At 60.2% G+C, this 25,555-nt stretch carries 20 protein-coding genes; 3 read left to right on the top strand and 17 right to left on the bottom strand.

Going from position 1 to position 25,555, the window contains the following annotated elements:
- The first annotated feature begins 168 nt into the window (after positions 1-168).
- On the top strand, positions 169-1,398 hold the full coding sequence (locus tag SMD27_RS10045; protein WP_320508230.1) for a BaiN/RdsA family NAD(P)/FAD-dependent oxidoreductase: 1,230 nt from the start codon (positions 169-171) through the stop codon (positions 1,396-1,398).
- Here the strand turns inward: SMD27_RS10045 and SMD27_RS10050 are convergent.
- The 7 genes from SMD27_RS10050 to SMD27_RS10080 form a co-directional block, all read right to left on the bottom strand.
- Positions 1,395-2,396 (bottom strand): 4-hydroxyproline epimerase, encoded by a 1,002-nt coding sequence (locus SMD27_RS10050; RefSeq protein WP_320508231.1) that lies wholly within the window; start codon positions 2,394-2,396, stop codon positions 1,395-1,397. The genes SMD27_RS10045 and SMD27_RS10050 overlap by 4 nt on opposite strands.
- 26 nt (positions 2,397-2,422) lie before the next feature.
- Complete coding sequence (mscL, locus tag SMD27_RS10055) at positions 2,423-2,824, bottom strand: large conductance mechanosensitive channel protein MscL (RefSeq protein WP_320508232.1); 402 nt, start codon at positions 2,822-2,824, stop codon at positions 2,423-2,425.
- Positions 2,825-2,943: 119 nt separating this feature from the next.
- Complete coding sequence (gene pseC, locus SMD27_RS10060) at positions 2,944-4,155, bottom strand: UDP-4-amino-4,6-dideoxy-N-acetyl-beta-L-altrosamine transaminase (protein ID WP_320508233.1); 1,212 nt, start codon at positions 4,153-4,155, stop codon at positions 2,944-2,946.
- Entirely contained in the window at positions 4,152-5,174 is a 1,023-nt protein-coding gene (gene pseB / locus SMD27_RS10065) for a UDP-N-acetylglucosamine 4,6-dehydratase (inverting) (protein WP_320508234.1), read from the bottom strand. Before pseB ends, pseC begins: the two co-directional genes overlap by 4 nt.
- A gap of 131 nt (positions 5,175-5,305) precedes the next feature.
- Complete coding sequence (pseI, locus tag SMD27_RS10070) at positions 5,306-6,364, bottom strand: pseudaminic acid synthase (RefSeq protein WP_320508235.1); 1,059 nt, start codon at positions 6,362-6,364, stop codon at positions 5,306-5,308.
- Positions 6,365-6,375: 11 nt separating this feature from the next.
- Positions 6,376-8,631 carry a UDP-2,4-diacetamido-2,4,6-trideoxy-beta-L-altropyranose hydrolase gene (gene pseG, locus SMD27_RS10075; protein WP_320508236.1) on the bottom strand — a complete coding sequence of 752 codons (2,256 nt, stop codon included), beginning with the start codon at positions 8,629-8,631 and terminating at the stop codon, positions 6,376-6,378.
- A gap of 9 nt (positions 8,632-8,640) precedes the next feature.
- Positions 8,641-10,023 (bottom strand): surface carbohydrate biosynthesis protein, encoded by a 1,383-nt coding sequence (locus SMD27_RS10080; protein ID WP_320508237.1) that lies wholly within the window; start codon positions 10,021-10,023, stop codon positions 8,641-8,643.
- 236 nt (positions 10,024-10,259) lie between these two features.
- Between SMD27_RS10080 and parE the strand changes: the two genes are divergently transcribed.
- Positions 10,260-12,245 (top strand): DNA topoisomerase IV subunit B, encoded by a 1,986-nt coding sequence (parE, locus tag SMD27_RS10085; RefSeq protein ID WP_320508238.1) that lies wholly within the window; start codon positions 10,260-10,262, stop codon positions 12,243-12,245.
- A gap of 1 nt (position 12,246) precedes the next feature.
- Here parE and SMD27_RS10090 read toward each other — a convergent pair whose 3' ends face one another.
- Complete coding sequence (locus SMD27_RS10090) at positions 12,247-14,190, bottom strand: methyl-accepting chemotaxis protein (RefSeq protein ID WP_320508239.1); 1,944 nt, start codon at positions 14,188-14,190, stop codon at positions 12,247-12,249.
- A 238-nt stretch (positions 14,191-14,428) separates the two neighbouring features.
- Here SMD27_RS10090 and SMD27_RS10095 point away from each other — a divergent pair, with 238 nt between their 5' ends.
- A complete protein-coding gene (locus SMD27_RS10095) occupies positions 14,429-15,379 on the top strand; it encodes a bestrophin family protein (protein WP_320508240.1) in 951 nt (316 codons plus the stop codon).
- Positions 15,380-15,434: 55 nt separating this feature from the next.
- Here the strand turns inward: SMD27_RS10095 and SMD27_RS10100 are convergent, their stop codons facing one another.
- From SMD27_RS10100 to SMD27_RS10140, 9 genes are all read right to left on the bottom strand, one after another.
- On the bottom strand, positions 15,435-16,448 hold the full coding sequence (locus SMD27_RS10100; RefSeq protein ID WP_320508241.1) for an ABC transporter substrate-binding protein: 1,014 nt from the start codon (positions 16,446-16,448) through the stop codon (positions 15,435-15,437).
- A gap of 16 nt (positions 16,449-16,464) precedes the next feature.
- Entirely contained in the window at positions 16,465-17,604 is a 1,140-nt protein-coding gene (locus SMD27_RS10105) for an ABC transporter permease (protein ID WP_320508242.1), read from the bottom strand.
- Positions 17,604-18,497, bottom strand: a complete 894-nt coding sequence (locus SMD27_RS10110; RefSeq protein WP_320508243.1) for an ABC transporter permease — start codon at positions 18,495-18,497, stop codon at positions 17,604-17,606. Before SMD27_RS10110 ends, SMD27_RS10105 begins: the two co-directional genes overlap by 1 nt.
- Positions 18,487-19,278, bottom strand: coding sequence for an ABC transporter ATP-binding protein (locus SMD27_RS10115; RefSeq protein WP_320508244.1), 792 nt, complete (start codon positions 19,276-19,278; stop codon positions 18,487-18,489). The genes SMD27_RS10110 and SMD27_RS10115 overlap by 11 nt, the downstream gene beginning before the upstream one ends.
- Before the next feature lie 58 nt (positions 19,279-19,336).
- The gene (locus tag SMD27_RS10120; RefSeq protein WP_320508245.1) at positions 19,337-20,578 is read right to left on the bottom strand and encodes a Zn-dependent hydrolase; all 1,242 of its coding nucleotides are present in this window, start codon (positions 20,576-20,578) and stop codon (positions 19,337-19,339) included.
- 122 nt (positions 20,579-20,700) lie between these two features.
- On the bottom strand, positions 20,701-21,981 hold the full coding sequence (locus tag SMD27_RS10125) for an amidohydrolase family protein (RefSeq protein ID WP_320508246.1): 1,281 nt from the start codon (positions 21,979-21,981) through the stop codon (positions 20,701-20,703).
- Positions 21,982-22,005: 24 nt separating this feature from the next.
- A complete protein-coding gene (locus SMD27_RS10130) occupies positions 22,006-22,947 on the bottom strand; it encodes an ABC transporter permease (protein ID WP_320508247.1) in 942 nt (313 codons plus the stop codon).
- Positions 22,948-22,963: 16 nt separating this feature from the next.
- Positions 22,964-24,013: an ABC transporter permease gene (locus tag SMD27_RS10135; RefSeq protein WP_320508248.1), complete on the bottom strand. Its 1,050-nt coding sequence runs from the start codon at positions 24,011-24,013 to the stop codon at positions 22,964-22,966.
- The gene (locus SMD27_RS10140; protein ID WP_320508249.1) at positions 24,003-25,553 is read right to left on the bottom strand and encodes an ABC transporter ATP-binding protein; all 1,551 of its coding nucleotides are present in this window, start codon (positions 25,551-25,553) and stop codon (positions 24,003-24,005) included. The genes SMD27_RS10135 and SMD27_RS10140 overlap by 11 nt, the downstream gene beginning before the upstream one ends.
- Positions 25,554-25,555 lie beyond the last annotated feature (2 nt).

Here is a 25,555-nt window from a genome sequence, read left to right on the forward strand (position 1 = left end):
TGACGGAACCTTCGTTCGTTCTTTTGATGTGTTCATGACCTACCTTACGAACTCGGCCCCCCATCGACAAGCGCCGACCGACCGGAAACGGATCTGCACCGTATTGGTTGAGCCGGGCGGGCGACGGCTTTAATCTCCGGCGCCAGGAAATTGGCGGTTGGGAAACAGATGCCGACGGAAATGCTTCGTCCGACAATTGCTGTGATTGGTGCCGGGCCGGCCGGGTTGATGGCGGCGGAATGCCTGAGCGCCGCCGGTCTCGGCGTGACGGTTTTTGATGGCATGGCGACCCCGGGGCGCAAGTTCCTCATGGCGGGGCGCGGCGGGCTCAATCTCACCCATAGCGAAAGGATCGAACAATTCGTTGAGCGATATGGCCTCCAGGCCACTCGGTTCCGTCGGTATTTGAGCCGCTTCTCACCGCAAGATTTGCGTAGCTGGGCGGATGGGTTAGGAGCCGAGACCTTTATCGGCTCGTCGGGCCGTGTCTTTCCCAAAGCGATGAAGGCCAGCGGCCTGTTGCGCGCCTGGCTCGCGCGGCTGGTCGCCCAAGGTGTCGATCTCCGGCTATGCCATCATTGGCAGGGGTGGTCCGGCGAGCATCTGCTCTTTCGCCTGGCCGATGGTGACGAGATGCGGGTCGCGCCGGAAGCGATTGTGTTAGCTTTAGGCGGAGCTAGCTGGCCGAAGCTAGGCGCTGATGGCGGCTGGATATCTCTGCTTGAGGACCAGGACATCACCGTCCGACCGATGCGTCCCAGCAATTGCGGCTTCGAGACCGACTGGTCGGCGCATTTTCGCGACAAGGCCGCGGGCCGGCCGTTGAAGAATCTCATGCTATCCTTGGGCCATCATCACGCGCGCGGCGAAGTCATGATCACCGGCTATGGCATAGAGGGCGGGCCGGTCTATGCCTTGAGCGCCGCGATCCGCGACAGCCTGGCAGACCGCGAGCCCGTTGCGGTTAGCTGCGATCTGAAGCCGGACATGGCCGTCGGAGTATTGGCGCAGCGTCTGGCCGCAAGGCGGCACGGGCAAAGCCTGTCGCAATTCCTGAAGAAGGATCTTGGTCTCGCTGAAGTGACCTATAGCCTGCTGCGCGAGGTGTCTGCACCAGTACCGAGCGAGCCACATGAAATCGCAGCTTTGCTGAAAGCGCTACCGATCCGGATTTACCGGACTCGGCCGATCGAACAGGCAATCTCCAGTGCCGGCGGCATCGATTTCGCATCGCTGACTGAGGATTTGATGCTGCGCGCCAAGCCGGGCATCTTTGTTTGCGGCGAGATGCTTGATTGGGAAGCGCCTACCGGCGGCTATCTGTTGCAGGGCTGTCTCTCCACCGCCGTCATCGCCGCCGATGGCGTCCGTTCCTGGCTGAGCAGCAATCCGTCTTAAGTGACGACGAAGCCGTGCTTATAGGGATCGCGGTCGTCGATGAAGATCGTGTTATAGCCGGTGACGCGCGCCCAACCTTCGATCGAGGGAATGATGGCGTCGTAATTGCCGACTTTCGCTGGGCCAACCACCCTGCCCTTGAACATGCTGCCGATGATGCTTTCATGCACGAAGCTGTCGCCTGCCTTCAGCTTGCCCTTGCCGGCCAGTTGCGCCATGCGGGCTGAGGTGCCGGTGCCGCAAGGTGACCGGTCGATCGCCTTGTCGCCGTAGAAGACGGCATTGCGGGCATCGGCTTCGTCGGCGCGCGGCGTGCCGGTCCAAAGGATATGCGACAATCCCTTGATGGTCGGGTTTTCGGGATGCTGGAATGTGTATTTCTCATTGAGCCGGCGCCGCAAAATGGGGCTCATCTGCACCAATTGCCCGGCGCTGAAATCGGACATGTCGCGATAGCCCGGCTGCGGCTCGACGATCGCGTAGAAATTGCCGCCATAAGCGACATCGACCTTGAGCGGGCCGATTTCCGGGCATTCGACTTCCAAGCCAGTGGAATGCAGGAAGCCCGGCACGTTGGTGAGCCGCACCCATTCCACATATTGCCCGACTTGGCCATATTCAGCGATCACCAAGCCGGCCGGCGTCTCAAGCCGCAGCACGCCCGGCTCGCGCGGACGAACCAGGCCTTCCTCGATCGCGACGGTCACCGTGCCGATGGTGCCGTGACCGCACATCGGCAGACAGCCGGAGGTCTCGATGAAGAGGATGCCGATATCGCAATCCTCCCGGGTCGGCGGATAGAGGATGCTGCCGGACATCATGTCATGGCCGCGCGGTTCGAACATCAGGCCGGTGCGGATCCAGTCGAATTCTGCCAGAAAATGCTGCCGGCGGTCGCTCATGCTGGCGCCCTTCAGCAAGGGGCCCCCGCCCGATACCACGCGTACCGGATTGCCGCAGGTATGGGCGTCGATGCAGCTGAACGTATACTTGGCCATGATGTTCCTGTTTGACGCGAGGTGACTTATTTGCTCTTCAGCGTGTCGCGGATTTCTGTAAGGAGTTCTTCTGTCTTGGTCGGAGCCGGGGGCGGTGCTTCGTGGCGGAAGCGGTTGATCTGCTTCACGAGGATGAAGATGGCGAAGGCGACGATCAGGAAATTGATGACCGTATTGATGAAGACACCGTAATTCAGTGTCGCAGCGCCGGCATCCTTGGCGGCTTTTAGGGAATCATAATGATCGCCCCGCAGGACAACGAAGTAGTTGGAAAAATCGACACCCTTCATGATCGCGCCGATCACCGGCATGATGATATCGTTCACCAGCGAATTGACGATGCCGGTGAAAGCCGCGCCGATGATGATACCGACTGCCAGGTCGATCACGTTCCCCCGCATAGCGAAGTCGCGGAATTCCTTGAGCATGCGCTTACCCCTTCTCCAGATCAGTCTCTTACAACAGGCTAAAGCTCGATTGGTACCAATCGGAAGCCGGCCCCGATTTGGACCGATTGCCTCTAGCGCAGAGGAAAATCAATCAAAAGTCAAGAAACGAGATCATGCAAGGCCGTGACAACGCGGGCGGCGTCCGCCTCGGTCATATCGGGATAGAGCGGAATCGATAGGGCCCGCTCATAATAGGCATCGGCCCCAGGCAAGGATTCTGTGCCGTAGCGACGGACATAGTAAGGCTGGCGGTGGACCGGCAGGTAATGCACCTGGGTGCCGATTCCGCGTGCCTTCAGGATAGCCATGGCCTCTGAACGGCTGCAGCCGATGGCAGCGAAATCCACGAGCACGACATAGAGATGCAGGGCCGGATCGTCGTCAGGCTGGCGGGGAATCAAGGTCAGTCGCGGCGCGAGATCAGCCAGCGCGCGGTCGTAATAGGCGGCGAGCTTGCGGCGGCGGTCGACAAATGATGGCAGTTTCCGCAGTTGCGACAGGCCCAGCGCGCAGGCGATGTCGGTGATGCGGTAATTCGGCCCCAACTCCTGCATCTCGTAATACCAGGGCAGGGCAGCGCCAGCAGTATCGAAGGCCTGCTCCGCCGCCGTGAACTCGCCCGCGTCGCGGGTCATACCGTGATTGCGGAAGAGCTGCATGCGGCGATAGAGCTGTTCATCATTGGTGGTCGTGACACCCCCCTCACCCGTTGTCATGGTCTTGACGGGATGCAAGGAGAAGCAGCTCAACTGGCTGAGCGCGCAGGCGCCAACCGAGGCGCGCGTATCATTGCCGGCCGCATGCAGGCCACCGAGAGCATGACAGGCATCCTCGATGACGGCCATACCGCTTCTATCGGCCAGTGCCTGGATCGCTGCCACATCGACGCAATGGCCGTTGAGATGCACCGGCAGGACGGCGCGCGGCCGAAACCCAGGCTGGCGCGCCAAAGCCTCTTCCAGGGTCGCGGCTGTCATGCGGCCACTGTGCGGGTCGACATCGGCAAAGATGACTTCAGCACCGCAGAAACGAGCCGCATTCGCGGTCGCCAAAAAGGTCACGCTGGGGACCACGACATGATCGCCAGGACCGAGGCCCAAAGCCATGCAGGCAAGATGCAGCGCCGCCGTGCCGCTATTGCTGGCGACCGCAAACCGGGCGCCAACATAATCCGCGAAGGCCCGTTCGAACTGCCCGACGGTCGGCCCCGTGGTCAGATAATCGCCGCGCAAGGCCGCCGCAACAGCAGCCACGTCCTCATCATCGATGCATTGCTTACCATAAGGCAGGAATGGCGAAGCCGTGCTCAAAGCTGCTCCTGAGCCAGCAGATCGAGAAGCGTTTCAGCGCTCATCCAATCGTCATTGTTGCGGCTGTTATAGTAAAAGCCCTCAGCGACCGCCTTGGCGCCCGGCAGGCCCTCGCGATGCGCGTCCCATTGAATATGCGAGGGTTCGATCACGTAGCGGTCGGCCAGTTCCACGGTGGACCAGGAATCTTCTTCCGTGATCATCACTTCATGGAGTTTTTCACCCGGCCGTATGCCGACGACCTTTTGCTTGAGGCCTGGGCCGATGGCGCTCGCCATATCGACGATCTTCATGCTGGGGATTTTCGGCACGAAAATCTCGCCACCTCGCATCATTGCCATCGATGAGAGGACGAAATTGACGCCCTGCTGAAGCGTAATCAGGAAGCGGGTCATCCGCTCGTCGGTAATAGGCAGTTCGGAAGCGCCCAACGCGATAAGCTTGCGGAAGAACGGTAGGACACTGCCCCGGGAACCGATCACATTGCCATAGCGAACGACACCGAAGCGACAGCCGCCAGCGCCGGCGAGATGGTTGGCGGCGATGAAGATTTTGTCGGACGCAAGCTTGCTCGCGCCGTAGAGGTTGATCGGATTGGCCGCCTTGTCGGTCGAGAGGGCGACCACCTGCTTCACGCCGGCCCGGATCGCGGCGTTGACCACATTCTCGGCCCCGTGGACATTGGTGGCGATACATTCAAAGGGGTTGTACTCCGCGATCGGCACATGTTTCAGCGCGGCGGCATGCACGACCGTATCGATGCCCCGCATTGCCATTTCCAGCCTGGCTATATCCCGGACATCACCGATGAAATAGCGCAGGCATTTATGGGTTGCCGGAGAAAGCTCCTGCGCCATCTCGAACTGCTTCAACTCGTCACGTGAATAAACGATTAGCCGGGCCGGCTTGTAGCGCTCCAGCACCGTTCTGATGAATTTTTTGCCGAACGAACCGGTTCCACCGGTAATCAGAATGGAATGGCCATTGAGATCAACGGCGGGGTTGAGAAACTGCTGCAAGGCTTTACTCGTAAATATATCGGCCGGCTTAGCCCTAGGGACAAACCCATTGGAACTTATGAGAACAGGTCCATAGCAGGGGGTTAAGGCCCCGTCAATTTCCACAACTTGTCATTAATTGGCCTTTTTCTTCACTGCGGTGCCACCATTGTCCAATCCAGCGGCGTTCCCCGTTTGACAGCTCGAGCTGCCTTCCGGCCGAGGACGGCTGGCAAATGCTTCGGCGCCAGCCCTAAGCCGGGCCGAATCGAGCGGATATGGGCGGGACCGATGATTTGGCCGGCGGCAATATCTTGGACCACATAGAGCGAGCGTCGAAGCGGCCGAACGCCCGCTTCGCTGGGGGCAAGGCCGTAACAGACCTGTCCCAGCGCTTCCCAGCCGGTGCGGCAATCGGCGACCAGGGCAGCCAGTTCTGGGGGTTCCAGGCTGAACGCGGAATCGACGCCACCATCCGCCCGCCCGAGGGTTACGTGTTTTTCAATCACCGCGGCACCAAGGGCGACGGCCGCTACCGGCACCGCAGTTCCCATGGTGTGATCTGAGAGGCCGATCACCGCATCGAACATCTCAGCGAGGTGCGGGATGGTGCGCAGATTGCTCTCGGCGGGTGGTGTCGGATAGCCGCTTGTGCATTGCAGGAGGATCAATTCCTTGCACCCGGCCTGCCTAGCAGCCGCGACGGCCTCGGCAATCTCGCCCAACTCAGAAGCGCCGGTCGACATGATCATCGGCTTGCCGATGGCGGCGACGCGTTCGATCAGCGGAAGATCGCACAGCTCCAATGAAGCGATCTTATATGCCGGTGCGTCGAGCGACTGCAGCAGGTCGACGGCGCTGTGGTCGAAGGGCGAACTGAAGATCGCTATACCGATCTCGCGGGCGCGCTTGAACAATGGCTCATGCCATTCCCAGGGCATGGCGGCCGAGGCATAAAGATCGAACAGCCGTTGGCCGTCCCACAATCCGCCGGAGATACGAAATTCTGGGCCGTCGTGATCGATGGTAATGGTATCGGCGCGGTAGCTTTGCAGCTTCACCGCGTCGGCGCCGGCCTGCTTGGCGGCTTCGACAATGCGGAGGGCCCGTTCCAGGCTGCCGTTATGGTTGGCCGACATCTCAGCGATGATATAAGGCGGCCGATCGGAACCAATCTCCCGGCCATTGATGGTAACGCGGCTTATCTGCATCTTCGTTCTCGTCACTCCGGGACGGACCAGTAATAGCCGTCCGACTGTAAGCGATAGCCTAACCCGGTGAACAGCGCGATGGAAGCGGTGTTACCTCGGGCGACTTGCGCCATGAACGTAGCGCCCGGCATCAAGCGGCGTATCATTTGCAGCATGCCTCGACCAATCCCCCGCCGGTACTGACCGGGTGCCGCGGCGATAGAGATCAGGTAAATCGCCGAGCCGCGATTATCGCCGCGCCAATCCAAACGGATGAACCCGACCGCATCGCCACCAATGCAGGCGACCACCAGCAGATCCTTCGCCGCCGCGCGTTTGGCACTGAACCAAGCGTGATGTTCCGCGGCGCTGGGCACAGCCGGATTAAGGGCATAGCGCCTGGTTTCGGGTGCCGCTTGCCACTCGAGCAACATCTCCTCGTCTGTCGCTTCGGCAAGGCGCAAGGATAAATGTGCTTCGTCAGACAGCGTCTCAGCGGCAAGCGATCCCAGCAGAATGCGGTCGACACCACGGCCATCGCAAAGCGTCCTGGCTTGTTCCGACATCGCAAAAAGCCGGTTCGGCTCGGCTATGATGCCAGAGAGCGCGTCCTGGATACGTTGGGAAACCTCTTCCCTGCCGTTCGTCGTCAAAAATCCGCAGATGATCCCTGCCCCTGACTGAGCGACAATCTCCGCATTGCGGCGCTGGTTCTCGGCGATACCGATCAGGATGCTGGGCTTGGCGAGGCAGCCACGTTCCCAGGTCGTCGTGCCGGGCGCACCGATACAGAGATCGGCCTGCACCATCAATCCGGCCATGTCGGCAACATCCCGCAACAGCTGAATCTGCCGGCCTGTCTTTGCAAGGCACTGCACCTGCAAGGCGACTTCCTCGATATGCGGTGCGTTGCCGCCCAGGACGACATCGATGATCGCGTCTGGCAAGCATTTCGCCACGATGTTCAATGCCAATGGCGTTGCGTTGAGCGAATCGACGCCACCAAAGGAAATGAGGACACGGTGGATGGAACCGGTTGGCCGTTGTTGCAGGATAGTGCTTCTAGCAAGGGCGAATTGCTCGCGAAGCGGTGCTGCCATTCCGCCGATCAGCACCGGCGCGGGACGGCGCAATAAGGTGTCATAGCGATCGGCTGTAATACCGGGCGTTGAATTAACTACCAAATCGGCATCTAGCGGCCGGTCCGCAAAATCGTCTATCGTGACGATACGGCTCACAATCTGCCGCGCAGCGGTCGCGAAAGCCGCGGTTAGATCGTAGTGGTCGAGAACCAATAATTCAGCGTGACCAGCGGCTGCTTCTATCGCCGCAATCTGTTCAGCGGGCCCCGCCGCCGGCACAACGATTCCCATTCCCTCTGGAAGACGGCTGCCGAGAAAAGTCGCGGTTTCAGGTTGGATCGCCCAGTAGCTGCGCCAACCGAATTCTTCGAGTCGGGATGAGAGGGTTGCGCAACGCATAGCATGGCCGATGCCGATGCGTCGGTCAGCATCGAAGCGGAAAATGGCGACAGGCCGATCCCCAACCGGAGATGTGACGGTGCGTTTGGTATTAAGCCGACTGAAATCCGGATGTTCCGATAGCAGCGAAAGAACCGATTGCATGTCGGCCAGTTGCGCCTCTGTAGCCTGATTGAAGACAGCACTCAGAAACGCCTGGTCGTCCGGATAGTCGAGCGTCCAACGATAGCTGGTGGCGGGCCAGCCAGGTCCGGTGAGGTTGGCCCGAGTTAGACTCGGATGCCGCCGCAACCAAGGCGTCACATGCTCCCGGTCATAGACATCGGTCGTTACCCGAGCCGCTTCCTCAAGTGCAACCCGCGTGAAGGCTTCGCAATCGAGACCATGCGGGAAAGAGCGTGGCATGTTGTTGGATGCATAATCCGCATCAGTTTCGTGGCGCAGACGCAAAACGGCTGCGCAAATGGCCGGATCGATCAGCGGACAATCCGCCGTGACCCGCATGATGATGTCCGCGTCGACATGCCGGGCGGCACCGAGATAACGGCTGAGCACATCGCTCTCGTCACCGCGAAAAACCTCGAATCCCAGACGGGTGGCTTCAGCCGCAACCGGATCATCGCTAGCCTTGTCAGTCGTTGCACAAACGACAGTGTCCACGCCATGGATCGCCCGACAGCGCGTTAGGACATGTTCAAGCACGGTCCTGCCGCCAAGGGCACCCAACACTTTGCCGGGCAGCCGGGTCGATCCGTTGCGTGCCTGAATGATAACTGCGGTGCGCAAACGGGTATCTTGCGTTGTCACGTCGATGGCCTAGATAAGCCATCCCAGAGCCCGCCGGCATCTGGTGCCGAGCGGTAGCTGAGAGTTGCTGACCAATAGAACTTTGGATCCGGCTTCTGACACATAAGCCGGTGGCTTTACATGAAGCAGCCGGGCAAAGGTGGCGAGTTTGTTGCGGATCGCGACCTCGTCAAGCTGCGGCATCAAAATTCCACGCACATTCTTGTCGCGGATGCACCAGCGATACCGGGTTTTCGGTCGCCATAAGGTCATTACCGATGGTTTCGATATCGGCGCCAATCGACTGGAGATCGAGTTCAAGATCGTTTCGGCGCCGAGCTTGCTCTGATCGTAAGACATCGCTTGGCGGAAAAGAGACAGCATGTCATCAGTATAGAATTTGTGTCCGTTGGGCTGCAGGACCTTGGCCGCCAGATCCAGTGCCTCGCGAACATTCCGGCCGATGGGATTCACGCGATTGGAAAGATATCTTTCATTAGCCGGCGAATCCGATGGCATGAGGCAGATAGCCGGTTTATCCAATGCCAGTGCTTCGACGCCGGTCGTACAATTCGTATGAATCAGGAGATCGGCCGCCATAATCCAGACTACAGCTGGTCCTTCTCTGATTACCTCAATCTGCGGGTGCTCGGCGCCGATTTTTTTCCAAACTTCCAATGCTTCAGATGGATGCGGTCGCAGGATTATCCGGTGATTGGGAAAGCGCGACGGCAATTCCTTCAACAAAGCTTCGATCGCGGCTCGATTAGCTTCTTCCATCGAAATGATCGATTGCACATAAGCCGCGTGGTCAGGGTTCTTGAGATCAAGCTTACCGAGGCGCTCCTGATCGCGAATGATGGTTGCCACGTCACCTTTTTCGCAATTCGTAAAGCCGAGATTGGTATTGATCAAAATGAAACGGCCGTATCGCCGGCGGAGCTCGCTGACCTCGTCGGCATAGATGTCCCGCAAATCGGCCCGCAGCAGGTCCCAGCGGGGATTGGCTGCCTGTACGATACGACTGGTAGCTGTCGGAAACCGTTCCGCAACTGCCGCCGAATTACCATCACCGGCAACGAAAAGCAGATCAGTGGCATCGACCGCTTCCTGTGACATCCATCGCAATTGCGATGAGGACATGAAGAGGCCAGGCAATTCCTCATCAATCGCCGCAACCAGATATCCCAATGATTTTGCCTTGGCCATGGTCAGCCCATCGCGCTGCGTCAGCGTCTTGGAAAGATAAAGGCCCGGTGGCATCCGTTCGATATTGCGCTCGATCAGCCATTTCTGCCCCAGCACCACCTCATATCCCCGGGCAACGGCTAAGGTCGCCAGCAGCAGCCGCGAATCCAATTCGCGCGAGGCGATTTCCATCGGCATGTAGAGGATAGGCTGAGGCGCGACCATCGTTTATGACACAACATATTGAAGTTGGCGGCTTTTTATCAGTGCGTTCGCCATGGCGCAATATCGCCAAGAGTCCGGCCATGGCCCGTTGACCGTACAACATATTTTTGCCCATTGTGTAGGAATTGCACCAAACGTGCTTGCGAGCCGGCGTCCTGGGCGATAATGAGTGGCCAGCGAAATCAATAGCTTGCGACGACTCACGACTTACGAACGCTTCAGGGACGATCGACCACATGAATGACCTGTTCGGGAATTCCGGCAAGAAAGGTACCGATTATTCGGCCAAAGATATCGAGGTCCTTGAAGGGCTGGAACCGGTCCGGCGCCGTCCGGGCATGTATATCGGCGGCACGGACGAGCGGGCTTTTCACCATCTAGCGGCGGAAATTCTCGACAATTCCATGGATGAGGCGGTGGCCGGCTATGCGACCCGGATCGAGGTCGAGTTGGATGCCCAGGGATTTTTCACCGTACGGGATAACGGCCGCGGCATTCCGATCGATCCCCATCCGAAATACAAGGGCAAGTCCGCCCTCGAAGTCATTCTGACCACGTTGCATTCCGGCGGTAAATTCAGCGGCAAGGTCTACCAGACATCGGGCGGCTTGCACGGCGTCGGCTCGTCCGTCGTCAACGCGCTCAGCGATTCCCTGATCGTTGAAGTTGCGCGGGACAAGCAGCTTTATTCGCAAAGCTTCAGCCGCGGCCTGGCCGTTACCAAGCTGACCCCGCAGGGGCCGGTCAATCGACGCGGGACCACCGTCCGGTTCCATCCGGATCCGGACATCTTCGGCAAGCAGGCGCATTTCAAGCCGGCACGGCTCTACCGGATGTGTCGGTCGAAAGCCTATCTGTTCCGCGGCGTGGAAATCCGCTGGTCCTGTGATCCCAGCCTGATCGGCGAAGGCGAAACGACGCCGGCGAATGACACGCTGCATTTCCCCGGTGGGTTGCTGGACTTCCTGAATGCGACGCTGGAAAGCCGCAAGACCATCACCTCGACGCCTTTTGCAGGACAGGCCGAGTTCCCGGACGAACAGGGCCGGGTCGAATGGGCGATCGCCTGGCCGGTCGATGACGATTCGATGTGCAGCTCCTATTGCAATACTGTGCCAACGCCGGAGGGCGGCACTCACGAAACGGGATTGCGCACCGGCTTGCTGCGGTCGTTGAAGGCCTATGGCGATTTGATCGGCAACCGCAAGGCGGCGCAGATCACCTCCGACGACATTACCGGCGGCGCCATGATGCTGCTCTCGGTCTTCATCCGTGATCCGCAATTCCAGGGCCAAACCAAGGAAAAGCTCGCGACAGCGGAAGCCGCGCGCCTGGTCGAAGCTTCGATCAAGGACCATTTCGACCACTGGCTCTCGGGCGATCCGGGCCGCGCCAAGGATCTGCTTGAGCGGGTTATCGAAAAGGCCGAGGAACGGCTGCGCAAGCGCCAGGACAAGGAACTGACCCGCAAGACGGCTACTCGGCGGTTGCGTTTGCCGGGCAAGCTAGCCGATTGCACGCGCGATACCGCCAATGGCACCGAGCTGTTCCTGGTGGAAGGCGATTCCGCCGGCGGATCGGCAAAGCAGGCACGCGACCGGGAAACCCAGGCGGTACTGCCGTTGCGCGGTAAGATCCTCAACGTCGCGTCTGCCTCCGCCGACAAGCTCGGCGCCAATCAGGAACTGATCGACCTGATCCAGGCGCTGGGTTGCGGTACGCGTGACAAGTACAACAACGACAAGCTGCGCTACGAGAAGGTCATCATCATGACCGACGCCGATGTCGACGGCGCGCATATTGCTTCGCTGTTGATGACGTTCTTCTACCGCGAAATGCCACAGCTGATCGAAAACGGTCATCTATTCCTGGCCCAGCCGCCGCTTTATCGCCTGAGCCAAGGCGGGAAATCCGCCTATGCACGGGATGACGCGCATAAGGAAGACCTGCTGAAGAAGGAATTCAATGGCCGCGGAAAAGTGGAGATCAGCCGGTTCAAGGGTCTAGGCGAAATGCCAGCCCAACAGCTGAAGGAAACGACGATGGACCGGCGCAAGCGGACCTTGCTCAAGGTCCGTGTGCCGCAGCGCTATAACGACGAAGACCGTGCGGAAGCCCGCGAAACGGCGGATCTGGTCGAGCGGCTGATGGGCCGTAAGCCGGAGCTGCGCTTCCAATTCATTCAGGAAAACGCCCGGTTCGCCCGCGATCTGGACGTCTAGCCTAGGCGGCCTTGATATCGGCGAGGAAGCGTTCGACAACCTGCCTCAAGGTCGTGGTCCGGCTGCTGAGGTCGGCCGACGCGGAGAGCAGTTCCTGAGAGGCTTCCTTGGTATAAGCGGCGCTTTGCGTGACGTCGCCCATCTTCGCGGAAACATCATTGGTCCGGTCAGCTGCTTCATTGACGTTGCGGCTGATTTCCGCCGTGGCAGCCCCCTGCTCCGTCACCGCCGAAGCGATCACCGACGAACTCATATTGATGTCCTGGATGATCGATGACAGCCGTTCCATGACGGAGGCAGCGTCCCGGGTGGCCGATTCCACCGCGGCCAGTTTGGAGCCGATTTCATCGGTTGCCTTCGAGGTTTCACCGGCCAATTGCTTGACCTCATGAGCCACTACGGCGAAGCCTTTCCCGGCATCACCGGCACGCGCGGCCTCGATTGTCGCGTTCAGGGCGAGCAGATTGGTCTGATTGGCGATCTCGGTGATGAAGCTGATGACACTACCGACATCGCGGGATACACGGGCCAGTCCGGACATGATTTCCTGGCCCCTGGTCGCTTCCTCGACTGCCTTGGCTGCGGTACCCGTCGTCTGATTGACTTGAGACGCGATTTCATCGCTGGAGGCCGCAAGCTCGACCGCGGCTGACGCGACCGTCTGGGAGTTTTCCGTTGCGGTCGATGCGTTGCTCGCAGCAATGCGGGCATTGCCGTTGGTTTCTTCAGCATGTTCCGACAGGCTGCGCGCCGTCGCATCGAGTTGGGCTGCCGAACTGGCGAGCGATTGGAGATGATTACCGATCTGCCCGTCGAATTCCCGGGCCAATTGCTCGAAGATTTCCTGGCGTTGCCGACGACGCTCCCACTCCGCGCGCTGATCCGCCTCCAGATTGCGGGCTTTAATGGCATTCTCGCGAAACACGACCAGTGCCCGCGCCATATTGCCGACCTCATCGGACCGGTTCTCGAGGTCGATACGGAGATCCAGATCGCCTTCGGCTAGCTGCGTCATCGATCCTGTCATCCGGTTGACGGGCTTGATGACAGCCGTCCGCACCGCCATCAGGATCAGGCCGATGGCTAATAGGAAAAGCAGCGCCGTAACGATGAGCGTTTGGATCTGGCCATGTTGGAAGCCGGTGATGCGCTTGACGATCAGACGCTGAAGCTCGCTCGACGCCGCATCGTTGAACGCCTGCACCGTCTTTAGGACCTCGGCCGCCGAGGCTTCGTCGACCACGGTTTTGTTTACGGAGGCCACGAACTCCGCCATTGCCTGTTTGGCGGCGCGATAAGAAGGATCGAGATTGGCTTTCAGACTGCCATCCGGATTACCGCCGTAACCGGAGGCGACAGATGAATCGATCCCGCTCAGGAGCGAGGTCAAGCCGCCTAGGGCAACGAAAAAGTCCACTTGTTCCGAAGCATCCAGCTTGCCGTCGTTCCAAGTCTTGCGGCTGATCAAGGTCATGTCCCGCAGCCGATCAATCAAATCCGGCAGTTTCACCAGGACAAGATCCATGGCGTAATAGCTGTCGAGATCGGGATCGAGGATGAGATTGGATTTGTCGCCAACCCGCCCGATCAAGGCCCGCAGCGCCGAGGTATCGAGCTTCTGCAGGTCGGACGAGGCGACGGCCTGGCTTGCCGCAATGGCAAGGTCGGCACTTTCCATATTGGCGCCATAGGCGTTTTCCAGCGGCGCGATGCTGGCACTCACTTCCGACAGCTGCACCTTGCCTCCAGCGACGGCGGCAGCGGTCAGGCTGTAGTGCAATTTAGCCAGGCCGTGAAGATAGAGCGTGCCGATGCGTTCCTTATTGGAGAAATCGATGGCGAGGTTCTGCTGTGCAATCAGCGCCCACAGGAGATAGCCGACCGGCACCAGAAACAATAAGGATGCCAGCCCTAGTTTGTGGGCAATCTTTAGACGTTGCAGCAATATCCCCTCCGCTCCGCCAGGATGCAGCAGGCGGAATGCCATCCTCCATAGTGCAAAGGAGACGTTAATCTTTGATGAAAGACTGTATGCGTCTCCGAATCTCCAGTAATGCACTCGCTAAAACAGTATTCCGTCGGGCTGCCGAGGCGCGGAATTTCCTCTCATGTCGCCGAGGGACAATAGGCAAAGGGTATTATCGGCCATCTTCACCTGACGACGGCGGCAAAGGAGACACGCAGTGATCGTCCGCGATAGGCCATCAGCTTTTCGGCTCTTCTTCATTACCCGTGGATCGATTGTCCCACGGATCGCGCCGCAAATTCTGCTGGCGGCCATACTGGGCGGTGTCGTCACGTTCCTCCATGAACGTGCGCCGGAGCAGTTTCCCGTACTGACCGTCGTTCCCTTCACCTTGATCGGCTTGGCCTTCGCCATCTTCCTCGGTTTTCGCAACAACGCCGCCTATGACCGTTACTGGGAAGGCCGGAAATTATGGGGCCAGCTCCTGATCGATACCCGCAGTCTTGCCCGCCAATGCACCATGCTGATTGGACCGAGGATGGCCGATGGACAGCCCGGAGAGGCGGCGGAAGCACGGGAGGTCAGCGGCCGGATGGTCTATACGGCGATCGGTTATGCCCATGCATTACGTCATCATCTGCGGGGCACCAAGCCGGACGACGATCTTGCTGGCTATCTGCCCCAGGGGGACATGGCGGCTGCATTGGCGCGCAGCAATGTGCCGGACGGCGTCCTTGCTTTGCTCGGCCGTGATTTGCGCCTGTGTTTGCAGCGCGGCTGGATCAGCGATCAGCTTGCCTTGGCAATCGACGAGCGGCTGACATCGATGGCGGCCGTCCTGGCCGGTTGCGAGCGCATCCGCAACACACCCCTGCCCTTCGCCTATACCCTGTTGCTGCATCGGACAGCTTATCTCTATTGTTTTCTGCTGCCATTTGGCTTGGTCGATACGATCGGTGCCATGACGCCGCTGGTGGTCGCAATCATATCCTACACCTTCTTCGGTCTCGATGCTTTGGGTGACGAGATCGAGGAGCCGTTCGGTGATCTGCCCAATGACCTGCCCTTGAGCGCCATGTCGCGTACCATCGAGATCAATCTACGTCAGGCCTTAGGCGAAAAGGACGTGCCGCCGCCCTTGCAGCCGGTGGATTACTGCCTGATGTAAAGAAAAAACCCCGACCATCGGGCCGGGGTTTTACAAAGCAAGAGGTAAGTTACGCTTACAGTTTTTGCGACTTCTCGATCACGTCATGGGTCCAGGCATTTTCCGGTTTCTTGGTGATCACCGGATCTGAGCCGCCGCTCATCAGCGTGTCGATCGTGTGCTCGTAAGCAGTTTCATCCAGCCAGCCGGTGCCTTTAGGGTTGTTGCCGAGCAGCTTCGCGACTTCCTGCATCATGGTTTTCTGATGCACTTCGGTCTGCGCGCCAGTCTCATCGTTTTCGAGCACGATCTTCACCGCTTCATCCTGATGATCGCGGGCATACTCCCAGCCCTTCATTGAGGCTTTGACGAATTTTGCCAGCTTCTCGACCATCGCCGGATCTTTCAACGTGCCTTCCAGCGTGTAGAGGCCATCTTCCAGGGTTGCGACCTTTTCATCTTCATATTTGAAGGTCAGAAGCTGGTCCGGCTTCATGCCGGCTTCGATCAACTGCCAGTATTCGTTATAGGTCATGGTAGAGATGCAATCGGCCTGCTTCTGCAACAGGGGATCGACATTGAAGCCCTGCTTCAGCACCTTGACACCGCCGGCTGAACCATCCGTCTTGTAGCCGAGCTTGTTCATCCAGTTCAGGAAGGGATATTCGTTGCCGCCGAACCAGACGCCCAGCGTCCGGCCGGGAAAGTCCTTGGCCGTCTTGATGCCGCTATCCTTGCGGCAGGTCAGCATCATGCCCGAAGTCTGGAACACTTGCGCGATATTGACCAGCGGCACGCCCTTTTCGCGGGTCGCCATAGCCGAGGGCATCCAGTCGACGACGACATCGGCGCCACCGCCGGCGATCACCTGGCTGGGATTGATATCGGGGCCGCCGGCCTTGATGGTGACGTCGAGGCCGACATCGTCATAAAACCCCTTGTCCTTGGCGACGTAATAGCCGGCGAATTGCGCCTGCGTCACCCATTTCAATTGCAGGGTCAGCGCATCCTTTGCCTCGGCCGAAGCTGCCCCCAGCATCATGGCGACGCCGACCGCCGCAACGCCCAGAAACTTTCTTCTTGTTGTCATCGTCATCTCCCGTTCGTCACTGACTGCGATAGGATGGATGCCAGAACGTCACCGCCCGTTCGAGAACGGCCAGCAACCCATAAAAGATGGAGCCTGCCAGGGCGGCGATCGCGATGGTCGCCCAGACGACATCCACATTCATGCGCGCCACCTCGACGCTGATGCGAAAGCCCATGCCGGCAATCGGCGAGCCGAAAAACTCCGCCACAATGGCACCGATCAGCGCCAGGGTCGAATTGATCTTCAGCGCATTGAAGATGAAGGGCATGGCGACCGGCAGGCGCAACGACAACAGGGTCTGCCAGTAGCCGGCGCCGTAGGAGCGCATCAGGTCCTTCAGCATCGCATCGGCGGCGGCAAGGCCGGTCAAGGCATTGATCAGCATCGGGAAGAAAATCATGAAGACGATGACGGCAGTTTTGGATTCCCAGCCGAACCCGAACCACATCACCATGATCGGGGCGATGCCGACGATCGGCACCGCGCTGACCAGATTGCCGAGCGGCAGCAGGCCGCGCTGCAGGAAAGGAATGCGATCGACCAGCAAAGCGGTGATGAAAGCGAGTGCATTGCCAAGGATGAAGCCGGCGATGACAGCCTTCAGGAAGGTCTGCCGGAAGTCATCCATCAGGACCGGCCAATTGCGGATGATCGCCTGCACGATCTGGGTCGGCGATGGCAGCAGCACCTGTGGCACCTCGAACCCGACCACGATCGCCTGCCACAGATAGATCAGGCAAAGACCGAATATCAGCGGGACGAGGATCGCCCAGAGCAACGATCTCGGCTGGCGGGTCAGATGCTGCATGATCTGCCAGGCAAAGAGCAGCAGGCCGAGAATGGCGAGCCAAATGCCACTGCCGGCAAGATGAATATCCAGTTCCGCCATCGGCAGCAGGACTGGCCCGAAACTGGCGAGCAGCAATATCAGCGGGCCGAGAAAGGCCCATATGCCACCGGGACCGGGTTTCGGACCCCAGACCGCGCCGAGGACGGCGCCGAGAATGCCGATCACGATAAAAAGCGCGCTGAGCGGAAACTGCCACCAGAAAGCATAATCGTCTTCGTAATAGCCGACGGGCAGCAGCAAGGCGGTGATCAGGATGGCAATCGTCAGGCCAGGTAGGAGCCATCGTTTGAGCACGGGCGACGCCATCACTGCGCTCCCATGCGACGCAGGGCCAGCCGCTCGATCCCGGCAATCGCATAAACCATCGCCATGCCCAGGAAGGCCGCCATGAACAGCGCCGACCAGATCTGCACCGTTTGGCCATAATAAGAACCGCTAAGCAGCCGCGCGCCGATTCCGGCGGAGGCTCCGGTCGGCAGCTCGCCGACGATGGTGCCGACCAGGCTGATGGCGATGGCGACTTTGAGGCTGGAGAACAAGAAGGGCAACGAGGCCGGTACGCGGAGCTTCCAGAATACCTGCCACGCGCTGGCATTATAGGTGCGCATCAAATCGAGCTGCAGCAGATCCGGCGAGCGCAGCCCCTTCACCATGCCGATGGCGACCGGGAAGAAGCAGAGATACATGGAGATGATCGCCTTGGGGATCAGGCCGGTAATGCCGATATTGCCGAGCACGACCACGATCATCGGCGCGATCGCCAAGATCGGTACCGTTTGCGAGGCGATGATCCAGGGCATTAGGCTGCGATCGAGGGTCCGCACGTGCACGATCCCGGCGGAGAGGATAATACCGAGCAAGGCGCCAAAGACGAAGCCGACGAGAGTCGCCGAAGCGGTGACGCCGGCATGGTAGATCAAGGAACGCTTGCTGCTCGGCGCGACCTCCGCCGTGGTTTTCCAGAATTCCGCCGCCACCTGATGCGGCGCCGGCAAAACCGGTCGGTCCATCGACCAAGTGCCGGCGATGAGATCGCTGATGCCCCAGGGTTGGCCGAGACCGTCCAGCCTTTCCGCCACCTGCTGGCGGTTGAGACAGATAGCAAGACCGTACCAGAGGACGATGATCAAGGCGACGACGGTCAGGACCGGCAGCAACCGGCCCCGTGGCGAGAGAAAGCCGGGCCGCTTAGTGGCCATCGTAGGAATGCCCCGCGCGCAATCCCTGTCGGACGCGATGCGCCAGTTCATGTGCGGCTGCCGTTTCGCGGGTGTCCAAACTGCGATCTGCCGGCAGCGGACTGTCGATGACATCGATGATGCGACCGGGACGTGCGCTCATCACCACGATGCGGGTGGAAAGCAGAACCGCTTCGTCGATCGAATGGGTGACGAAGATGACCGTTTTGCGGGTCTGCGCCCAGATCCGAAGCAATTCCTCGTTCATGCGATCGCGGGTGATCTCGTCCAAGGCGCCGAAGGGTTCGTCCATCAGCAGCAATTGCGGATCGAAGCTGAGGGCGCGGGCGATAGAGACGCGCTGCTGCATACCGCCGGAAAGCTGCCAGGGATATTTCTTCTCGAAACCGGTCAAACCGACGAGATCCAGATATTTCCGCGCCTTGCGTTCGGCCTCGCTGCGCCCCGTCCCCATGATCTCATGGGGCAAGGTTACGTTCCGCAGGATGTTACGCCAGGCATAAAGTGCGGGCGCCTGGAATACATAACCATAGCTTCGCTGCAGCCGCGCCTCACGCGGACTCAAGCCATTAACCTTGATCGAGCCGGCGGTCGGCTGCTCAAGATCGGCGATGATCCGCATCAAAGTGGTTTTGCCGCAACCCGACGGGCCGATGAAGGAGACAAATTCACCGGCCCCGATCTGCAGATTGATATCACTCAGCGCGCAGACCGGCGCATCCGCCGTCTGAAAGGTCAGGCCAAGATTGCGGATGTCGATGATGCTATCGTCGCCAGGCACTAAGAGGCCTCCGTGATCCCGGCGTGTCGATTCCAATCGCTCGGACTGCATGCCGCCCTCAGACGGCATTCGCACGTTCGACCATCGCCCGCAGCAGAACATCGACGCCGGCGGCACAATCGCTCTTGGTCGCGTTCTCGATCTCGTTATGGCTGATGCCATCCTCGCAGGGGATAAAGACCATGGCGGTCGGTGCGACCCGGTTCATGTAGCACGCGTCATGCCCGGCGCCGGAGATGATCGGCATGCTGTCGAAGCCGAGCTGTTCAGCGCCCTGCTTCACTGCGGCAACACAATCGGCATCGAATTTGACCGGCGGCGAATACCAGATTTCCTTGAAATCCAGTTCCAGGCCGTTCTTCTTCGCTGCTTCCTCGGCCGCCGCTTTCGCTTCTGCGGCCATCTTGCTCAGGATCTTGTCCTCCGGATGGCGCAGGTCGATGGTGAAGAAAACCTTGCCGGGGATGGTGTTGCGCGAATTGGGGCTGCATTGCACCATGCCGACCGTGGCGCAGGCGAAAGGCTGGTTCTCGTGACCGATGCGGTTCACCGCGCTGATCACATGAGCCGCCCCGACCATGGCATCCTTACGCACCTTCATCGGCGTCGGACCGGCATGAGCCTCCTGCCCGGTCATGACGACTTCGAACCAGCGCTGGCCCTGGGCGCCCTGCACCACGCCGATGGTTTTCTTCTCATGCTCCAGGATCGGGCCCTGCTCGATATGCGTCTCGAAGAAGGCGTGGATCTTGCGGCCGCCGACCTCTTCCGGCCCGTCATAGCCGATGCGCTTCAACTCCTCGCCCATGGTCTTGCCGTCGACATCGGCGCGGCTGAGGCCATAATCGAGATCGAAGACGCCGGCAAAGACGCCGGACGCGACCATGGCCGGGGCGAAGCGGGAGCCCTCCTCATTGGTCCAGATCGCAACCTCGACCGGCCGGTTGGTTTCGTAATTGAAATCGTTGAGGGTGCGGATCACTTCGAGGCCGGCGAGCACGCCATAGACGCCGTCGAATTTGCCGCCGGTCGGCTGGGAGTCGATATGACTGCCGGTCATGACCGGCGCCAGGCTGTCATCCTTGCCGGGCCGCCGGGCGAAGACATTGCCCATTTTGTCGATTTTGACGGTGCAGCCCGCTTCCTTGCACCATTTGACGAAAAGATCGCGTGCCTGCTTGTCGAGATCGGTCAAGGCGAGACGGCAGACGCCGCCCTTCTCCGTCGCCCCGATCTTCGCCATTTCCATGAGGCTGTCCCACAGCCGGTCCGCATTGACGCGCAGATTGGTCGCCGCCATTAATCTCCTCCCAAATCTTTCACCGTTACCGGTGGTTTTAGCGCGGCACCCTGACTCGGGGCAGCCGATTAATTTTCACGATCTTAGGTGAGATTTGACCAGACGGTCAACGCGACCCCCACTCACTGTAGCTTGAACAGGAAATCCACGCTTTCCGGCCTTCCGGGCAGGTTCAGGCGCGCCGTTTGCGCCGGGCTTTCCGCCACGACCTTGCCGCGCCGGATGACCTTGAGCCGGGTCGCGCGAAGCCGGATCGCCTCCACCGGATCGGCGGCCTGCAACAAAACCATGTCGGCAAAGCAGCCCGGCGCGATGCCATAGCCGTGCAGGCCGAGAATCTCAGCGGGATTGCTGGTCACCGCCGCGAAGCAGTTGCGCATCGCCGCCTGCCCCGTCATCTGGGCGACGTGCAGCCCCATGCTGGCGACTTCCAGCATGTCGCCGGATCCCATGCTGTACCAGGGATCCATGACGCAATCATGGCCGAAGGCGACGGCGATGCCAGCCTTCATCAACTCCGGCACGCGGGTCATGCCCCGGCGCTTGGGATAGGTGTCGTGCCGGCCCTGGATCGTGATGTTGATGAGCGGATTGGCGATGGCATTGACGCCGGCTTCCGCCATCAGCGGGATCAGCTTGCTGACATAGTAGTTATCCATCGAATGCATCGAAGTGAGATGCGAGCCCGTCACCCGGCCGCTCAGCCCGAGACGATGGGTTTCGGCGGCCAGGGTCTCGATATGGCGAGACAGTGAATCATCCGTCTCGTCGCAATGCATATCGACCATCAGGCCGCGTTCGGCGGCGAGTTCGCATAAGGCGCGGACAGAAGCCGTGCCATCGTCCATGGTGCGTTCGAAATGGGGAATGCCACCGACCACATCGATGCCGCGATCCAGCGCCTCGTTCAGCAGCGCAACGGCCTTGGGCGAGCGGTAATAGCCATCCTGTGGGAAGGCGACGAGTTGCAGGTCGAGATAGGGTTTGACCCGCTTCTTCACTTCAAGCAGGGCATCGACCGCTAGCAAGCGCGGATCGCAGATATCGACATGGCTGCGGATCGCCAGCAGGCCGCGCCCGACCGCCCAGTCGCAATAGGCCAGGGCCCGTCCGGCAATCGCCTCCTGGGTCAGATAAGGCTTCAACTCGCCCCAGAGCGAAATGCCTTCCAGCAAGGTGCCAGATTGATTGATGCGCGGCAAACCGAGGCTGAGGGTGGCATCCATATGGAAATGCGCATCGACGAAAGGCGGGGTCACCAGCAATCCGCCGGCATCGATCTCCTGCCCCGCTTCGGCTTTCAGGCCGGGTTCGACGGCGACAATCTTGTCGCCCTGGATGCCGATATCGATATTTTTGCGCCCGTCCGGCAGGGTGGCATTGCGCAGGATGAGATCAAGCATGGCACGTCCTCAGTATAATCGCGATCAGCGCTCGCCCTTTCTGTAGGGGACCATCAGCGCGCGGGGATAACCGGCCCGTCGTGACATGACGACCAGCGCCAGGATAGACAAGATATAAGGCAACATCAGGAAGACCTGATAGGGAATAGCGGCGCCGTATTTCTGCTGCAACCGGATCTGATAGGCATCAAAGGCCGCAAACAGAACCGCACCGAGCAAGGCCTTGCCCGGCCGCCAGGAACCGAAGACGACCAAAGCGATGCAGATCCAGCCGCGTCCATTCACCATATTGATGTAGAAGGCATCGACCGCCGACATGGTGAGGAAGGCGCCGCCGACTGCCATCAGCGCACTGCCGCACATCACCGCACCGATGCGGATCCAAGTGACATCGATACCCTGGGCTTCGACCGCCGCCGGATTTTCGCCGACGGTCCGCACCGCCAGACCGATTGGCGTGCGATAGAGGATATAGGCGACCACACCGACGGCGATGAAAGCGAGATAGGTCAAGGCGGTCTGCGAGAACAGCGCTTCGCCGAGAAAAGGAATTTGCGACAGGCCCGGCAGCGGCAAAGGCTTGAATGGCGTGATACGCGGTGGCGAGGTCAGGCTGGGAAACAGCAGGCGATAGACAAAATACGTGAGACTGCTGGCGAGCAGGGTGATGCCGATGCCGGTGACATGCTGCGACAGACCGAGCGGCACCACCAGCACGCCATGAAGCAGGCCAAAGATCGCGCCCACCAAGGCCGCCACCAGCACGCCGAGCCAGAGGTCGCCGCCGGCATAGACTGTCACCCAGCCGGCGAAGGAGCCCGCCACCATAATTCCTTCGATGCCGAGATTGAGGACCCCCGCTCGCTCGCAGATCAGCTCGCCCAAAGTCGCGAAGATGAGCGGCGAGGCGATCCGGATGGCGGCCACCCAGAGCGTGGTGGTGAAGATGATTTCGAAAGCGTCCATCGCCGTCTTCCCTCGCCTATTTCCAGGAGACTTTGAAGCGCGTGAACATCACCGCCACGACCATGCTGAGAAGCGAGACGGCCACCATCACATTGGCGATATAGCTCGGCACGCCGGCAGAGCGGCTCATGGCATCGGCGCCGACAAAAACCGCCGCGACAAAGATCGCGGTGACGACGACGCCCAAAGGATGCAGCAATGCCAGCATGGCGACGACGATGCCGGTGTAACCGAAACCCGGTGACAGATCGAGCGTGAGATTGCCTTTGAGACCGGCCACTTCGCTCACGCCCGCGAGGCCGGCAAGGCCGCCCGAAAGCAGCGCCGTCTTCATCACCACGGCGTTGACCGGAATACCGGCGAAGGCCGCTGCCCGGGAATTATGACCGACGGCCCGCATCTCATAACCGAAAGTGGTTCGGACATTGATGAACCAGACAGCGACAGCCGAAAGCACGGCCAGGACGAAACCGAAATGGAGGCGCTTTCCGTGAATGAGTTTCGGCAGGGCCGCATCGGCGATAACGCGCGAGGATTGCGGCCAGCCCATCCCCATCGGATCTTTCAGCGGACCTTCCAGCAGCAGGCTGACGAAAAGCAGGACGATGAAGTTGAGCAACAGCGTTGTCACGACCTCATCAACGCCGAAGCGCGTTTTCAGCAAGGCAGGCCCCAGCAAGGTCACCGCGCCGGCCAGAGCCCCGGCGATCAGAATCAGCGGGATCAGCACAACGGATGGCAGCGGGACGAGGCCAGTGCCGAGAACGACACAGACAATGGCCCCCATATAGAGCTGTGCCTCGGCGCCGATATTCCAGAGCTTCGCGCGGAAAGCGACGGCGGCGGCCAAGCCGGTGAAGATCAGCGGCGTGGAGCGCGTCAGCGTTTCCAGGAAGGCGAATTGCGATCCGAATGCGCCTTTCACCACCAGGCCGAAAGTCGGCAGGATCGAGGCGCCGGCAATCGCAACCAATAAGCCGCAGATCAGCAGGCTGACCAGTAGGGCGCTGACCGGCGCCAGGAGGTTGAGCGCCAGCGAGGTTTCGGCACGCGGTTCAAGCCGCATAACCTTCACCCCGCATATCTTGCCCTGCCATCATCAGGCCGAGTTGTTGGATGGAGACTGCATCGCGCGGCATCGCCGACGATAGGCGACCGTGATACATGACCACCACGCGGTCGGACAAAGTGAGGACTTCGTCGAGGTCCTCGGAAATCAGCAGCACGGCCCCGCCCCGTTGGCGCACCGCCAGAAGCTGTTGATGCACATAAGTCACCGCACCGATATCGAGTCCGCGGGTCGGCTGATTGGCGAGCACCAGGACCGGCTCCGGCGACAGAACGCGGCCGAGAATGAGTTTCTGCATATTGCCGCCAGAGAGCAGCCGGGTGATCGCCTGCGGCGATGGGCATTTGACCTCGTAATCGCGGATGATCCGCTGGGCGAAATCGCGCGCCGCCGACCAATCGATCAGGCCACGTTTCGAGAAAGGCGGCTGGCGATAGCATTCGGCGATGACGTTTTCCGCCACCGACATATCGCCGACCAGGCCGACTGCATGGCGATCCTCCGGAATGCGGGCAATGCCTTCGGATACCATGGCGGCGGGATGCCAATTGGCGATTGCCTGGCCGCGGTAACGCACCTGCCCGCTTTCCGGTTTCACCAGGCCGCTGATGAGATCGGCCAGGGTGGATTGCCCGTTGCCGGAAACACCGGCGATGCCGATGATCTCACCGGCGCGCAGCGTCAGACTGGCGTCTTCGAGCAGCTTCTGGCCAAGCTTGCCGCGGATTGTCACCCCCGTCATCTCCCAGACCGGCTCTCCCGCCTGTTGCGGCACGACGCGCGGCGGCGTGACCGGCCGGCCGACCATCAATTCCGCCAATTCCTCCCGGCTGGTGGCGCCGGTCTCACGCTCGGCGGCAAGCTTGCCGGAACGCAGCACCAGGACCCGGTGGCTTACCGCCAGGACTTCATAGAGCTTATGGGAAATGAAGATGACCGACAGGCCCTCGGCCACCAGGCGCCTGAGGGTATCGAAGAGCGCATTGGTTTCCTGCGGCGTCAGCACCGCCGTCGGTTCATCGAGGATCAAAATCTTGGCCTCGCGATAAAGCGCCTTCAAGATTTCCACACGCTGCCTTTCGCCAACCGACAGATCGGCGATCCGGGCATCGGGATTGACCGCCAGTCCAAAGGTCTGGGCGAGATCCAGGATGCGCTTGCGGATGGCGCTGCGGTCGGATTTGAGGCGCCAGAGGCTTTCGGTGCCCAGGGAGATATTGTCGAGGACGCTGAGATTGTCGGCCAAGGTGAAGTGCTGATGCACCATGCCGATCCCTGCCTCAATCGCCGCGCGGGGCTTTCCCGGTGGCAAAGTCCGGCCAAAAGCCTCGATATCGCCGCTATCGGCGATGTAATGGCCGAACAGGATATTCATGAGGGTGGTCTTGCCGGCGCCGTTCTCGCCGAGCAAGGCAATCACCTCCCCGCGCCGCAGATCGAAGCTGATATCGTCATTGGCGGTGAGATTGCCGAAGCTTTTGGAAATATGACGCAGCCGGAGGACGACCTCCGGCTGCGTTGAACGGATATCTGTCATGC

This window comes from Dongia soli, assembly GCF_034044715.1.
Lineage (GTDB): Bacteria > Pseudomonadota > Alphaproteobacteria > Dongiales > Dongiaceae > Dongia_B > Dongia_B soli.